The sequence below is a fragment of the Mesobaculum littorinae genome (genome assembly GCF_004011175.1).
Lineage (GTDB): Bacteria > Pseudomonadota > Alphaproteobacteria > Rhodobacterales > Rhodobacteraceae > Tranquillimonas > Tranquillimonas littorinae.
Map to the genome: position 1 here is coordinate 990,573 of NZ_RQXX01000001.1, position 14,543 is coordinate 1,005,115.

Annotated in this window: 13 protein-coding genes and 1 pseudogene; 9 read left to right on the top strand and 5 right to left on the bottom strand. The window is 69.3% G+C overall.

All coding sequences use genetic code 11. The features are described 5' to 3' along the window. Positions 1-53: 53 nt before the first annotated feature. The gene (locus tag EKE94_RS04565) at positions 54-935 is read right to left on the bottom strand and encodes a LysR substrate-binding domain-containing protein (RefSeq protein WP_127905377.1); all 882 of its coding nucleotides are present in this window, start codon (positions 933-935) and stop codon (positions 54-56) included. Positions 936-1,084: 149 nt separating this feature from the next. Between EKE94_RS04565 and EKE94_RS04570 the strand changes: the two genes are divergently transcribed. Both EKE94_RS04570 and EKE94_RS04575 read left to right on the top strand, forming a co-directional pair. Further along, positions 1,085-2,317: an aromatic ring-hydroxylating oxygenase subunit alpha gene (locus tag EKE94_RS04570; RefSeq protein WP_127905378.1), complete on the top strand. Its 1,233-nt coding sequence runs from the start codon at positions 1,085-1,087 to the stop codon at positions 2,315-2,317. A gap of 5 nt (positions 2,318-2,322) precedes the next feature. Continuing rightward, positions 2,323-3,387 (top strand): hybrid-cluster NAD(P)-dependent oxidoreductase, encoded by a 1,065-nt coding sequence (locus EKE94_RS04575; RefSeq protein WP_127905379.1) that lies wholly within the window; start codon positions 2,323-2,325, stop codon positions 3,385-3,387. Between the two features lie 110 nt (positions 3,388-3,497). On the opposite strand, the pseudogene EKE94_RS04580 reads toward EKE94_RS04575, so the two are convergent. After that, a pseudogene (locus tag EKE94_RS04580) lies at positions 3,498-3,707 on the bottom strand (aldehyde dehydrogenase family protein); the annotation flags it as partial. Between the two features lie 133 nt (positions 3,708-3,840). Between EKE94_RS04580 and EKE94_RS19195 the strand changes: the two are divergent. The 7 genes from EKE94_RS19195 (at position 3,841) to EKE94_RS18605 (ending at position 10,899) form a co-directional block, all read left to right on the top strand. After that, positions 3,841-4,059, top strand: a complete 219-nt coding sequence (locus tag EKE94_RS19195; RefSeq protein WP_407940868.1) for a helix-turn-helix domain-containing protein — start codon at positions 3,841-3,843, stop codon at positions 4,057-4,059. A 188-nt stretch (positions 4,060-4,247) separates the two neighbouring features. Then, positions 4,248-5,609, top strand: coding sequence for an ABC transporter substrate-binding protein (locus EKE94_RS04590; protein ID WP_127905380.1), 1,362 nt, complete (start codon positions 4,248-4,250; stop codon positions 5,607-5,609). 305 nt (positions 5,610-5,914) lie between these two features. Beyond that, entirely contained in the window at positions 5,915-6,796 is an 882-nt protein-coding gene (locus EKE94_RS04595; RefSeq protein ID WP_127905381.1) for a branched-chain amino acid ABC transporter permease, read from the top strand. Continuing rightward, a complete protein-coding gene (locus EKE94_RS04600; RefSeq protein ID WP_127905382.1) occupies positions 6,793-7,752 on the top strand; it encodes a branched-chain amino acid ABC transporter permease in 960 nt (319 codons plus the stop codon). The genes EKE94_RS04595 and EKE94_RS04600 overlap by 4 nt, the downstream gene beginning before the upstream one ends. Beyond that, the gene (locus EKE94_RS04605; protein WP_206615017.1) at positions 7,749-8,486 is read left to right on the top strand and encodes an ABC transporter ATP-binding protein; all 738 of its coding nucleotides are present in this window, start codon (positions 7,749-7,751) and stop codon (positions 8,484-8,486) included. The genes EKE94_RS04600 and EKE94_RS04605 overlap by 4 nt, the downstream gene beginning before the upstream one ends. After that, positions 8,483-9,190 (top strand): ABC transporter ATP-binding protein, encoded by a 708-nt coding sequence (locus tag EKE94_RS04610; RefSeq protein ID WP_127905384.1) that lies wholly within the window; start codon positions 8,483-8,485, stop codon positions 9,188-9,190. Before EKE94_RS04605 ends, EKE94_RS04610 begins: the two co-directional genes overlap by 4 nt. 314 nt (positions 9,191-9,504) lie before the next feature. Beyond that, a complete protein-coding gene (locus EKE94_RS18605) occupies positions 9,505-10,899 on the top strand; it encodes a hypothetical protein (RefSeq protein WP_164870822.1) in 1,395 nt (464 codons plus the stop codon). Here EKE94_RS18605 and yjfF read toward each other — a convergent pair. The 3 genes from yjfF to EKE94_RS04630 are packed head-to-tail and all read right to left on the bottom strand — an operon-like array spanning position 10,896 to position 14,487. Then, positions 10,896-11,897, bottom strand: coding sequence for a galactofuranose ABC transporter, permease protein YjfF (gene yjfF / locus EKE94_RS04620; protein WP_127905385.1), 1,002 nt, complete (start codon positions 11,895-11,897; stop codon positions 10,896-10,898). The two genes, EKE94_RS18605 and yjfF, sit on opposite strands and share 4 nt — an antisense overlap. Further along, positions 11,894-12,964 (bottom strand): ABC transporter permease, encoded by a 1,071-nt coding sequence (locus EKE94_RS04625; RefSeq protein WP_164870823.1) that lies wholly within the window; start codon positions 12,962-12,964, stop codon positions 11,894-11,896. The genes yjfF and EKE94_RS04625 overlap by 4 nt, the downstream gene beginning before the upstream one ends. Continuing rightward, positions 12,961-14,487, bottom strand: a complete 1,527-nt coding sequence (locus EKE94_RS04630) for a sugar ABC transporter ATP-binding protein (protein ID WP_127905386.1) — start codon at positions 14,485-14,487, stop codon at positions 12,961-12,963. Before EKE94_RS04630 ends, EKE94_RS04625 begins: the two co-directional genes overlap by 4 nt. Positions 14,488-14,543 lie beyond the last annotated feature (56 nt).

Genomic DNA, 14,543 nt, shown 5'->3' on the forward strand with positions numbered 1-14,543 from the left:
GCCCGCGTCTTCCCCGCCCGCCTCTTCCCAGCATGCGCCCCACCGGGTCGCGACTAGCGCTGCGCCGCGACCAGCCAGTCGCGGAAGGTGCACGCGCGGGCCGAGGCGCGGGGATGCGTGCGCAGGTAGAACCCGTGCGGCGAGGGCATGCGGTCCGGCACCGCGATCATCAGCTCTCCGCTTTCCAGAAGCGGTCCGATCAGCCCGGTCCAGCCCAGCACCGCCCCGGCCCCGTCGCGCGCCAGCTGCAGCGCGATCATGTGGTTGTTGACGGCCAGCCGCGGCCCCGTCGGCGCGCCCAGCCCGAGGCTGTCGAACCATTCCGGCCAGCCGGTCCAGTCGGTCTCCTCGGCCACCAGGTGAATGAGCGGGGTGTGCAGCAGGTCCTCGGCCCGCGTGATCCCATGCGCAGCCACGTAGGCCGGGGTGCCGACGGCAACGATCTCGTCGTGGAAGAGCAGGCGGTGGGTCTCGTCATCCGCGTCGACCGCGCCGTAGTGGATCCCCAGATCGGCCCGCCCGCCAACAACGGTCACGTCGCTGACCATCTGCGACACGACGATATCGGGATGGCTGCGCCAGAAGGCGGCGATCTGCGGGGTCAGCCAGAAGGCGCTGACCGTCGTGGTCGCCTGGATGACCACGTCCTCGCTTTCCGCCGCGACGCGGATCTCGCGCACCGCGTCCGACATCCCCTCGAACCCGCGCTGAAGTGCTACGAAAAGATAGGCGCCGGTCTCGGTCAGATCGACGCCACGGTGCTGGCGCCGGAACAACGGGCGCGCCAGCTCGGCCTCGAGCCCCTTTATCTGGTGACTCACCGCGGCGGGGGTGACGTTCAGCTCGGCCGCGGCCTCCTTGAAGCTCAATCTTCGGGCGGCAGCCTCGAAACAGACCAGGGATGTCATCGACGGCAGGTTGTAAGGGCGGGCCATGAGGTCGCATTCGCTCGTGGAGATGTCGGAAATCGTCAAGGTTAGTTTAACTAACCCGACATTAGAATTCTTGGCATTGTCGCGTGGTAACTCCTAGCGCAAGGCATCAGATCAAGTAAACCAGAACCCCGCTTGGGAGGTAGCCGCCCGTGACCCACACCCTCGCCGAACTCCTGTCGCGCCGCGAACCCGGGTTTTCACTTGAACGCGAGTTCTACAACGATCCCGGCATCTATGATGCGGATCTCGATACCCTGTTCTACCGTGACTGGCTTTACGCCATCCCCGCCTGCCAGCTGACCAAGACCGGTGCCTATGCCAAGGTGCAGATCGGCGCCTACAACGTGATCATCGTGCGCGGCGCGGACGGCGAGATCCGGGCCTTCCACAACTCCTGCCGTCACCGCGGGTCGGTGCTGTGCAAGGCCCGCGAAGGCCATGTTGCCAAGCTGGTCTGCCCCTATCACCAGTGGACCTACGAACTGGACGGGCGGCTTCTGTGGGCCCGCGACATGGGCCCCGATTTCGACCCCAGCAAGTACAGCCTGCGCCCGGTGCACCTGCGCAACCTCTGCGGGCTGATCTACATCTGTCTCGCCGAAAAGGCGCCCGATTTCGACGCCTTCGCCGACCTCGCCCGTCCCTATCTCGAGGTGCATGACCTCGACCGCGCCAAGGTGGCCTATAGCTCGACCATCATCGAAAAAGGCAACTGGAAGCTCGTGTGGGAAAACAACCGCGAATGCTACCATTGCGGCGGGACCCACCCCGCGCTCTGCCGGTCCTTCTCGTCCGACCCCGAGATTGCCGGCGTGTCGCCCGATGGCTCGATCTCGGACAAGCTGCAGGCGCATTTCGACCGCTGCGCCGCCGCCGGCGCCCCGGCGCAGTTCCGGCTTGCGGGCTTCGCCGGGCAATACCGTCTTGCCCGGATGCCGCTGCAGGACACCGCGGTCAGCTACACGATGGACGGCAAGGCCGCCGTCAGCCGCCCCCTCGGCCGGGTGGCGCTGCCCGACGCGGGGGCGCTTCTGGCGTTCCACTATCCCTCGACATGGAATCACTTCCTGCCCGACATCTCGCTGACGTTCCGCGTCGTCCCCATCGGCCCGCAGGAGACCGAGGTCACGACCACGTGGCTGGTCGACCGCGATGCCGTCGAGGGCGTTGACTACGACCTCAAGCGCCTGACCGAGGTCTGGATCGCCACAAACGACGAGGATCGCGAAATCGTCGAGGCCAACCAGCAGGGCATCAACTCGCCCGCCTACCGGCCCGGCCCCTACAGCCCCGAACAGGAAACCGGGGTCGAGCAGTTCATCGACTGGTATATTCGCAGCATGCAGCGCGGCGTCACCCCGCAGGCGATGGCCGCGGAATGAGCGGGATGACGTCCCTGCCCCAGTCGATCGCATACTGGTCGGACTCCGAGCCGCTGGAATGCGTGTCGTCCCTCCCCGAGGCGCCGAACGTCGTGACCTTTACCTTTCAGGCCCCGTCCGGCGCGCTGTTCCACTTCAAGCCCGGGCAGTTCATCACGCTTGAACTGCCGGTGCCGGGGGGGCCGCTTCACCGCACCTACACGGTGTCGTCCTCGCCCTCGCGGCCGACATCCCTGACGGTGACGGTCAAGGCGCAGAACGCGTCGCTGGGCACACGCTGGATGCTCGACCACCTGCGCCCCGGCGTGCGTCTGAAGGCAACGGGCCCGGGCGGCAGTTTCTCCTATTTCGACCACCCGGCCGAAAAGTACCTGTTCATCTCGGCCGGCTCGGGCATTACCCCGATGATGTCGATGATCACGCACATGTACGACGCCGGGCGCGACCCCGACGTCGTGTTCGTCAACTGCGCCCGCCGCCCGTCCGAGATCATCTTTCGCGAGCGGCTGGAACACATGGCGTCGCGGATCACCGGGATCGAACTGGCGTGGGTCATCGAAGAGACCGACCGCTATCAGCCTTGGACCGGGTACCGGGGCACCCTGAACCAGCTGATCCTTGGCCTCGCCGCGCCGGACTACCTCGATCGCGAGGTCTTCTGCTGCGGGCCCGAACCCTTCATGACCGCGGTGCGCGAGGCATTGGCGGGCCTTGGCTTCGACATGGTTCACTATCACCAGGAAAGCTTCCACGCGCCGCTGCCGGAAACCGGCTACGTGCCCGAGGACGTCACGCTGGACGAAGAGGCCAAGGCCGTGATCGAGTTCGTCTCGTCCGGCGTCACCGTCGAATGCTCGGAAACCGAAACGCTTCTGGGCGCGGCGCGCACGGCGGGCCTGGCGATCCCTTCGGGCTGCACCTTCGGCGTCTGCGGCACCTGCAAGATCAAGAAGACCGAAGGCCAGGTGCACATGGTCCACAACGGCGGGATCACGGACGAGGACATTGCCGAGGGCTACATCCTCGCCTGCTGCTCGAACCCCATCGGCAAGGTCAAGGTCGAGGCCTAGGTTCGCGCCGAGGGATCGGGCCACGCGCCTTTCCGGGTTGGGCACCACACGGGGCCCTATTCGGGGGGGGGCATTCTGGGCCCGCCTTGGTAGACCGTCTCGCAATCCTAGATCGCCTTGCCCGTGTCGAGGCTTTCCATCACCGCCGGGTCCCGAGCGTTGCGCGTCATCAGCTTGCACAGCCGGATCATCACGTCCTTGCGCTCGGTCGGGTGCAGCCGCCGCCAGCGACCCTCGTCGAAGGCCTCCCGCGCCTTCAGGGCAGCGAGGTCGACATCCTCGGACCCGCAGGCGGCGACCTGCGCCAGGTCCGTGCCCGTGCCGATGCGGGGGTGATCGTTCAGCAGGCGGTGGAGCGAGGGCCGCAGATCGATATTGCCCGCCATATCTCCGGTGATCTCGGGGAACGCGGTGTTGGCCAGCGGCCGACCCGCTGCGGTGCTTCGGCGCAGGGTGTCGCGGAACCGCTCCCGCGCGGCGCGCAACACCTCGCCCGGGCGGTGCTATACCGAGCTGCGGCTGAAACGGGCACGCCGCCTGCTAATGCGGACCGGACCTTCGGTGTCGGAGGTGCCCGTGGCCTGCGGCCTCCAGAGCCCCGGCGATTTCATTCGCCTCTACCGCACTGCCTTTGGAAAGACGCCGCGCCAGCAGGGCGGCCGCATCGCCTGACCCGCGGGCGCGGGCCATTGCGACCGCCTGCCGCGTGTCGGTGGACAAAGCGCGAGGCGGATGGTTGACTTCGCGCCAACTTGGCGGTTCAGCGTCACTAAGGGCCTGCCCTGCCGACGCCCCCCGGCGTACCGACCCTTGCGCCACGCCCGAGGTCGGGCTGCGCCATTCGACGGAGACAGGACATCATGCCCAGCCACCCCAGCCGGACCGCGGCGCGACCCGACGCCCACCACCCAAACGACCTTCCCGCCGGGACCGCCCGGCCCCCTGACCACGCCGCGCCCCTCTCCCGGCGCGCGCTCCTGACCACCGTGGCGGCGGGCGGTGCGGCGCTTGCCATGCCCGGTATCATCGGTCGGGCCACGGCGCAGGCGGGCGATGCGATCCGTCTGGGGGCCCCGTTCCACCGCACAGGTGTCGGCGCCTCCTACGGGCGGTGGTACGAACGCACCGCCGCCGCCGCGGTGAAGGTCATAAACGAAGAGGGCGGCATCAACGGCCGCCCCGTCGAGATGATCGTCGAGGATGACGGCACGGACCCCCGCCGCGGCGTCGAGGTGATGGAGAAGTTTGCCGCCGAACACCGGGTCGACGCGGTGTTCGGCCATCTCTTCAGCCACGTCGTCGCCGCCACCGCCCCCCGGGCGGGCGAGCTGAAGATGCCCTATTTCCTGTGCTCGGAAACCCATGCGCTGGCCGCGGGCGCGTTCAACCGCTACTGCTTCCAGCCCTCGATGTCCGACGTCAAAAGCCAGGTTCGATCGATGGCGCCGTGGATCGCCGACACCCTGGGCCGCAAGATCACGCTGATCTACCCCGACTATGCCTTCGGCTACGATCACCGCGACAACATGACCGCCGCGATCGAGGCGCAGGGCGGAGAGGTCGTGGCTTCGATCGCGATCCCACCGGCCGAGACGTCCTTTACCCGCTACATGCCGCGGATCCCGTTTTCGACCGAGGTGATCTATCACGTCATGGTCGGCCCTGCTGTGCTGACCTTCGTGCGCGAACTGGGCGAGTTCCTGGGCGCGAACCGGCCCGAGATCTTCGGCTTCATCGACAGCCTCGAGGCGGTCAAGCTGGACATCCCACAGCTGGCGTTCCTCGATGGCACCTACCTGTGGGAGGGGCATCCCCGCCACGCGCAGAACGACCAGAGCGCCTTTGATGTCTTCTACCGCGACCGGGTGGGTGTCGACGCCATGGGCGCCAGCCTCTCCGATCCGCAGGACGTATCGACCTACGCGCACATGTTCTCGGTCTGGGAGACGCTGTTCGCGATGAAGCAGGCGATGGAGGCCGCCGATTATCGTGGCCCGGGGCAGAAGACGGAATTTCTTGAGGCAATGGAGGCGATCGGCGGCTTCGACGCGTCCAACCGCTTTCCCCAAGGCAGCAAGATCTTCAACGGAAGGACGCACCAGGCCTTTGCCGACCAGATGATTTCGCAGGTGCGCGACGGACGGCTGGAGCAGGTGCACAAGGTCGCCGCGGCCGACACGGTTTACGAGGACGAGACGGATTACACCAAGATGTCCTTTTGACCGGCCCTCAGGCGATCCCGACGCGCTCAGGTCCGGGCGCGGCTCTGTGCAGGGGCCGGCAGGGCCCGGTCTCTCCACCGGGTCCGCGCCCGGGACGCCCCGGATCCCTCGGACGTCGCGCAGGTCGGCTTGTGCCGCACAGGTGATCTTTGCCACCACCGGCCCGTCGCGAACGCCTGCGCTGCCGTTTCCTTTCCGCCGTCTTGCCTATCGCCCGCGTCCCGCCCACCCTGGCGGCCTTGGCCCACCCCGAGCCGTCGCGCATCGACCTGCCACCCACCCCCAACCACGAAGGACCTCCCGCCATGGATCTTGCCCCCTACCTCCTGCTGGCGCTGCTGGAGGGGATGGTCCAGGCCTCGGTGCTGATGCTGACGGCGCTGGGGCTGTCGCTGGTCTTCGGCGTGATGCGGGTGGTCAACGTCGCGCACGGGCAGTTCTTCATGCTGGGCGCAGTTGGCGCGTGGCTCTGTGCACAGGCCATCCCCGGCCCGCCCGCGATCGGGTTCGCGGTGGCGCTGATCGCGGCACCGCTGGCCGTGGGCGCCATCGCCTGGGCGGCAGACCGGGCGATCCTGCGGCGGATCGGCTATGACCCCGAGGGCACCATCGTGTCGACCATCGGGCTGCTCTACATCCTGCAGCAATCCGCCCTGATCGGGTTCGGTCCCGACGCCCGCGCGGTCGATCCGCCCTTCTCCCACACGCTGCGCACGCCGTGGTTCGGCTATTCCAGCTACAAGCTGTTCATCGTCGCCGTGGCCATCGCGCTGGTGGCCGCACTCTGGCTGATCCTGCGGCGCACCCGGCTGGGGCTGATCATGCGCGCCACCCAGTTCGACCGGGAGACCGCGCAGAACTTCGGCATCCGGGTCGACCGCGTCTATTCCGCCGTCTTCGCGGTGGGCGCGATGCTGGCCGCGGCGGGCGGGGTGCTGGTCGTGCCGAACCAGCAGGCGCACTACCTGATGGGCACCGACCCGCTGCTTCTGTCCTTCGTCGTGGTGATCGTGGGCGGGCTCGGTTCGCTTCCCGGCACCATCGCGGCGGCGGTGCTGATCGGGCTGTCCGACGGGCTGTTGTCGGTCTTCTTTTCGCCCACCCTCGCCGCCATCGCCTCGACCCTCCTCGTCGCGCTGGTGCTGATCTTCCGCCCGCAGGGCCTTTTTGGAAGGGCCGCGGCATGAGGTCCGCAAATCCCCGCCTGCTGCTGCTCTGCGCCGCCGTCGTCGCAGCGCTCTTCGCGCTGCAGTTCGTCCTGTCGGAGTATCTGGTGCTGACGGCGACGCGGATCCTGATCCTCGCGATCTTCGCCATGGGCTACAACATGCTGATGGGCTACACCGGGATGCTCAGCCTGGGCCACGCGATGTTCTTTGCAGCCGGGGTCTACGCGGCGGGGCTTTCCAGCTACTACTGGGGCCTGTCGCTGCCCCTGGCCTTTGTCCTCGGCGTTGGCGCGTCCTTCGCGGTATCGCTGGTGACGGGGCTTCTGGTGCTACGCACGCAGGCCGTGGCCTTTATGATCGTCACGCTGATGTTCGCGCAGGTGACCTACCTGACGACGCTGCAGTTCTCGGACATCACCGGCGGCGACCAGGGGCTGACGCTGCCGACCGGGGCGCGGGGCTTCACGCTCATGGGGATCGCGGTCGACCTGACCCGCGACAGCCACCGCTACAACCTTGCCCTTGCGCTTTTCACCGCGACCCTCGCGGGGCTCTTCGCGCTGACGCAGGGGCGGCGGGGGCGGCTCTTCGCGGCGGTGCGCGAAAATGCCGGGCGGACCGAGATGCTGGGCTTCAATACCTTCCGCATCCGGCTGGTGGCCTTCGTCGTGTCCGGCACCCTGTCGGGGATGTCGGGGGCGCTCTACGCGCTGATGTTCGGCTATATCGGTTCGGCCTTCGCGGGGTTCGAGCTGTCGATCGAGGCGTTGCTCTTCACCCTCGTCGGAGGGCCCGGCACCCTGCTTGGCCCGCTTCTCGGTACCGGCGTGATGACCCTGCTGATCGACCGGCTGAGCGGCGTGACCTCGGCCTACCTGATCGTCGTCGGTGCCCTTCTCATCGCGGTCAACCAATGGGCGCCCGCGGGCCTTCTGGGCACCCTTCGCGACCGGAGGCTGCCATGGCTGAAGTGACGCTGCTCACCACCCGCGGGCTCTGCCGCGACTTCGATGGCCTGAGGGCCGTGGACGATGTCGACTTCACGCTGGAAACGGGCGAGATCCACGCGATCATCGGACCCAACGGAGCGGGCAAATCGACCTTTGTCAGCCTGCTGTCGGGCCGTCTGCGCCCCACCGCGGGGCGGGTGATCTTCGACGGGCGCGACGTGACCCGCCTGCCCGCCCACGCGCGGGTGCGCCTGGGCATCGCCTATACCTTCCAGATCACCAACATCTACACCAGCATGAGCGTGGCCGAGAACATCGCGCTGGCCGCGCAAAGCCGCCTCAGCCCCGGTCTTTTCGGGCGCGGCGGGGTCGGCCCCCGGATCACCGAGGCGACGCAGGCGGCCGCGCGGGCCGTGGGCCTGACCGAGCGGCTGAACGCGCGCGCCGGCGATCTGGCCTATGGTCACCAGAGGCTTCTGGAAATCGCGATGGGCCTTGCCCTGTCGCCGCGGCTTCTGATCCTCGACGAACCGACGCAGGGCCTCTCGGACGCCGAGATCGCGGGCGTCACGGAGGTCGTGCGCCAGCTGGCCAGCCGTGCCACCATCCTGCTGATCGAACACAACATGGACGTGGTGATGGCGCTGGCCCGGCGGATCACCGTTCTGGACCGCGGCGCGATCCTGGCCCAGGGCACACCCGAAGAGATCGTCGCCGATCCAGCGGTGCAGGCCGCCTATCTGGGAGACGGGGCATGACGCGGATGCAGGTCGAGGGGCTGGAGGCGCGCTACGGACGTGCGCAGGTGCTGCACGGCGTATCGCTGTCGCTGCGCGGCGGCGAGGTGCTGTGCCTGATGGGGCGCAACGGCGCGGGCAAGACCACGACGCTGCGGTCGGTCATGGGCACGCTGCGCCCCACGGGCGGGCGCATCACGCTGGACGGTCGGGACCTGACCGGCCTGCCCGCCGCCGAGATCCCGCGCGCCGGCATCGCCCATGTGCCGCAGGGACGACGGCTGTTCAGCGACCTGACCGTGCGCGAGAACCTTGCGCTGGGGTTGATGACCCGGGGCGCGGACACAGCGGTGCAGGAGGCCGCGCTGGACCTCTTTCCGGTGCTGCGCGACCGGCTGTCGCAGCGGGCGGGCACCCTGTCGGGCGGAGAGCAGTCGATGCTGGCGATGGCGCGAGCGATCTGCGTCGGGCCCCGTGTGCTGCTGCTGGACGAGCCGACCGAGGGGCTGATGCCCTCGGCTGTGGCTACGGTGCGCGCGGCGATCGCCCGGCTGCGCGCCGACGGAGTGGCGGTCCTGCTGGTCGAACAGCGAGTCGAGGCCGTGCTAGAGGTCGGCGACCGGGTCGCGTTCATGGAGCATGGCCGCATCCGCGCCGACCACCCGATTGCGGAGGTCCGCGCCGATCCGGGGCTGCTGAAGCGCTATGTCGGGCTGAGCGTCTGATGTTCGCACCGCACGGTCGCCCGCGGCCTGCAGGCCGCGCCTCCGAACGCCGCCAGGGGCCCCCGGGCCACGCCCTCTCCGTGCTGGGCTCGGGCTGCTCTCGGCAGGCCCCCGGGGCGGTCGCGACACGCCCCCGCACGGAACCGGCGACCCTGCTGCCCCGGCGCCGAAGGTCCCACCCCTCTGCCCCGATCGCTTTGTCCGACGACCACCCACAGGACGGGCGCCAAACCGGTCAGCACCGGGCATTCCCTTGCAACGCCTCCCCCGGGGCCATTACGCCCGCAGCGGGACGTTGCCCCGCCGAGGGCCGGGTGCATCGCCTTTGGGCCGCCCGCGCGGCACTCCTGCTCGCGGCGCTCGTGGTCGCGCGCCCGGCCGCGGCGCACGAGGTCGGGGGCGGCTTCGTGCTGCTGTTGCCGACGCATCTTTACGTGGCCGGGGCCGGGCTCGCGGTGCTGGCGAGCTTTCTTCTGCTGGCCGCGGTACCGCCGCGGCGTGTCGCCCGCCTTTACGATCGCGCGGTCACGCTCCCCGCGCCTCCGCGTCGTGGGAGGATCGCGCTTTCGCTGCTTTCGACCCTCTTCGTCATGGGCCTGATCGTCGCCGGCATCGCGGGCCCCGAGGATCCGCTGTCGAACCCCCTGCCCTATGGCGTCTGGACGCTGGGCTGGGTCTGCATGACGCTGGCCTGCGCCGTCTTCGGCGACCTCTGGCCCTGGCTCAATCCCTGGAGCGGCCTCTTGCGCGTGGCGGGCCTCGGCCGGCGCCCGGTCCTGCGCCTGCCCGCGCGGCTGGGCCACGGGATCGCGCTGCTGCAACTGGCGGGGATCCTCTGGGTCGACCGGATCTCGATCCACTCGGTGGACCCCGACCGGCTGACCGACAGGCTCGCGGTCTTCTGGCTGTTCAACCTTGCGGGCATGGTCGTCTTCGGCAGGCGCGACTGGTGCGCCCGGGCCGAGCCGTTGCACGTGACCTTTCGCCTGATCGGGCGGCTCGCGCCTTTGGGGCCCGGCGGCGCGGGGCGGATTGCGCTGCGCTGGCCGGGTGGGCATGCCCTGACCGCGCCGCCCCTGGCACCGGGAGAGCTGGCCTTTGCCCTTCTGCTGCTGGCGGCGGGCACCTTCGACGGGCTGATCTCAACCTTCGCGTGGCTCGGATTTCTGGGGCTGAATCCGCTGGAGTTCGGCGGACGCTCGACGGTGACCTGGCCCAACACGCTGGGCCTCGGGGTCGCGTGGGCGACGCTGGCGGCAATCTTCTGCGGGGCCGTGGCGCTGGGCGCCGCGCTGGCCGGGGCGCGACCGCTCTGGCAGGTGGCCGCCGCGCGGCTGGGCTATTCGCTGATCCCCATCGCGATAGCCTACCACGCGGCGCATTTCCTGCCGCACCTGCTGGTCGATCTGCAGGACATCGCGCGCATCGCCTCGGACCCGCTGGCGAGGGGGTGGGACCTGTTCGGCACCGCCCGCTCGCATGCGACGCTGTCGATGTTCTCGGACCCCGGCCGCGCGGTCCTGATCTATGATGCGCAGACCGCGCTGATCCTTGGCGGACACCTGACCGGCATCGCCCTGGCCCACGCAACCGCGCTGCAGGTCTTCGGCACCGGTGCGCGCGCGCTGCGTAGCCAGATCCCGCTGGCCGCGGTGATGGTGGGCTACACCGCTCTGGGCCTGTGGCTGCTGTCGCAGCCGCAGGTCTAGCCCGCGCGCGCCGCCGATCCCGCACCCGTCCCCGCGCCCGACAGGCGGGCGGAGGTGAGGCGCAGCAGGCCCTTCTGCAGCAGGATGAACAGAAGCAGCAAAAGACCGATCACGATCTTGGTCCACCAGCTGGACAGGCTGCCGTCGAAGACGATGTAGGTCTGGATCAGCCCCATGGTCAGCACCCCGAACAGCGTGCCCAGCACGTAGCCCGCCCCGCCGGTCAGCAACGTGCCGCCGATCACTACCGCGGCGATGGCGGTCAGTTCGGTCCCCACTGTCGCCAGCGGGTAGCCCGAGCCCGTGTAGACCGAAAAGACCAGCCCCGAGAGCCCGGCCATGAATCCGGAGAACGCGTAGATCCCCACCGTGGTGCGCCCCACCCGCACCCCCATCAGGCGCGCCGTCTGTTCCCCGCCGCCAAGCGCGAAGACGCTCGCGCCGAAGCGGGTGCGGTGCGCCACCAGCGCGCCACCCAGCACCGACAGCAGCATCAGAACGCCGATCAGCGTCAGCCGTCCCTTGCCGGGCATCAGCCAGTAGGCATCCTGCATCAGGTCGTAGAAAGGGTGCGCGATCGGCACCGAGTCGATCGTCAGCATGTAGGCGGCACCGCGGGCCAGGAACATGCCCGCCAGCGTGACGATGAAGGCGGGCATCGCGAGGACGTGGATGATCGCCCCCATCGCCGCGCCGAAGGCGGTGGTGATAAGCAGGAGCAGCGCGAAGACGGCCAGCGGATGCAGCCCGCTGTCGCGCAGCATCACGGCGACGAAGACGCCCGAGAAGGCGATGACCGATCCCACCGACAGGTCGATCCCGCCCGACAGGATCACCACCGTCATGCCCACCGCGACGATGCCGAGATAGGCGTTGTCGGTCAGCAGGTTGCCCGCGACCCGCGTCGACAGCATGTAGGGGAACTGCGCATAGCAGACGGCATAGGCCGCGACAAAGATCGCGATGGTCGCGGCCAGCGGATAGAAACGGGGGTTCATCGGCGGGCCTCCTCGGCCGGTGTGGTGCGGGGCTGCGCGCCCGGACCCTGCGGCGATGCCGCCGGCGCGGGCTCGGCCCGGCGGCGCATCTGGGACCGCAGGAAATGCCAGTGCGCCCCGAGGTTCGGCGACTGCAGCACGAGGATCACCAGCACCAGCGCGGCCTTGATCACGAGGTTGTATTCCGACGGGAAGCCGGCCAGCAGGATGCCCGTGTCGATGGTCTGGATGATCAGAGCCCCCAGCACCGAGGCCGCGACCGAGAACCGCCCGCCCATCAGCGAGTTGCCCCCGATCACCACGGCGAGGATGGCGTCGAGCTCCAGCCACAGCCCGGCGTTGTTGGCGTCCGCCCCGCGGATGTCGGCGGTCGCGACGATCCCGGCCAGCGCGGCGCAGAGACCCGAGGCCATGTAGACCGCGATCAGCAGCACCCGCGCGTTGACCCCGGCCAGCGCCGAGGCGCGGCGGTTGATACCCACAGCCTCGACCAGCAGCCCCAGCGCGGTGCGGCGCATCAGCTGCGCCACGAGGATCGCGGTGAGCAGCCAGAGCACCGCCGGCACCGGCACCCCGAGAAGCGACCCAGACCCGAACCATGCAAAGGCGGCATCGTTGAAGGTGAGGATCCGCCCCTCGGTGATCAGCTGGGCGATGCCGCGGCCCGCGGTCATCAGGATCAGCGTCGCGACGATGGGCTGGATGCCGATCACCGCGACGAGGCAGCCGTTCCAGAGCCCCGCGGCAAGCCCGGCCGCCAGCGCCAGCGCGACGGCGCCGCCCCAGCCCCAGCCGGCACCGATCGTCCACGCCGCCACCGCGCCGGTGATCGCCATGACCGTGCCGACCGACAGGTCGATGCCGCGGGTGGCGATGACCAGCGTCATGCCCACGGCCAAAAGCGCCACCGGCGCACCGCGCTTGACCACGTCGACGGCGGGACCGACCAGCCGCCCGTTCACCAGGTCGACGTCGAGAAAGCCGGGGAACACCGCGCTGACCAGCGCGACCACGGCCAGAAGCGTCAGGGCCTGCGGCAGGATGCGGGACAGGGTGCGGGGCATCATGCGGCCTCTCCCTCGGGCGCATCCGTGCCGTGGCTCGCGGCGATGGCCTGCACGATGCGGTCGGTGGTGATCTCGGCGCCGATCAGCTGGGCCACGTGCGCCCGGTCGCGCAGGACGATCACCCGGCCGGCGACGGCGATCAGCTCGTCCAGCTCGGACGAGATGACCAGGATCGCCATGCCGCCTTCGGTGATTTCGTGGATCAGGCGCAGGATTTCGGCATGTGCGCCGACGTCGATGCCGCGCGTGGGCTCGTCGAGGATCAGGAACCGCGGGTTCATCGCCAGCCAGCGGGCCAGCACGACCTTCTGCTGGTTGCCGCCGGACAGGTCTCCGACCGCCTTGTCGGCATCCGAGGTTCGGATGTCGAGGCGGCGGATATACTCCTCCGCCAGTCGCGCCTGCTCGGCCCGCGGGATCGGGCGGGCCCAGCCCCGCCGAGCCTGCAACGCAAGCGCGATATTCTCGCGCACCGACAGGTCGGCCACGATGCCATCGGTCTTGCGATCCTCGGGCGCGAAGCCGAAGCCCGCGGCAATGGCTTCGCGCGGTGTGGCGAGCGGCACGTCCCCGCGCGCGTCCCGGGCGGTGCCCGATTGCGCGGCATGAGCCCCGAACATCAGCTCGGCAGTCTCGGTCCGGCCCGAGCCAAGAAGCCCCGCCAGGCCGATCACCTCGCCCTCGTGCACCGTCAGGTCGAAGGGCGCGACATGGCCCGGGCGGCCGAAGCCCGCGAACCGCAAAAGCTCGGGCCGGGTCGTGGCCTGCGGGTCGGTCAGGGCGTGTTCCGCCCGCTCCGCCGCCTCAAGCTCGTGCCCCAGCATGTGCTCGATCAGGCGCAGGCGGTCCAGCTCGGCCGTGACCTCGGTCGCGACCTTGCGGCCGTTGCGCAGCACGGTCAGCCGATCGGTCAGGTCGAACACCTGGTCGAGGAAATGCGAGACGAAGACGATGCCCAGGCCCCTGTCGCGTAGGCCCCGCACCACGTCGAACAGCATCGCCGTTTCGGCCGCATCCAGGCTGGCGGTGGGTTCGTCGAGGATCAGCACCTTGCCGGAAAGCGCGACGGCCCGGGCGATGGCGACGATCTGGCGCACGGCGACCGAGTAGGTCCCCAGGTCGCGACCGACGTCGATGTCGAGCCCGTAGCCTTCGAGCATCCTGCGCGCCTCGGCGCGTTGCGCACGCCCGTCGACCATGCCGAAGCGGCGCGGCTCGCGCCCGAAGGTCAGGTTCTGCGCCACGGTGAGGTTGGGCAGCAGGTTGACCTCCTGGTAGACCGTGCCGATGCCCAGATCCTGCGCCTCGGAGGTCGAGCCCGGCGAAATCGGCTGCCCGTCCAGCGTGATCTCGCCCCCATCCCGGCGATAGGCGCCGGTCAGGCACTTGATCAGCGTGGATTTCCCGGCGCCGTTCTCTCCCAGAAGCGCGTGCACCTCGCCCGCGGCAAGGTCGAAATCGACCCCGTCCAGCGCCTTGGTGCCCGGGAACCCCTTGGATAGCCCGCGTATCGTCAACAGCATGTCCGCCCCTCCCCAAAGGCCCGCCCCGCATGTGGGGCGGGCCGGGGCGCGTGGCC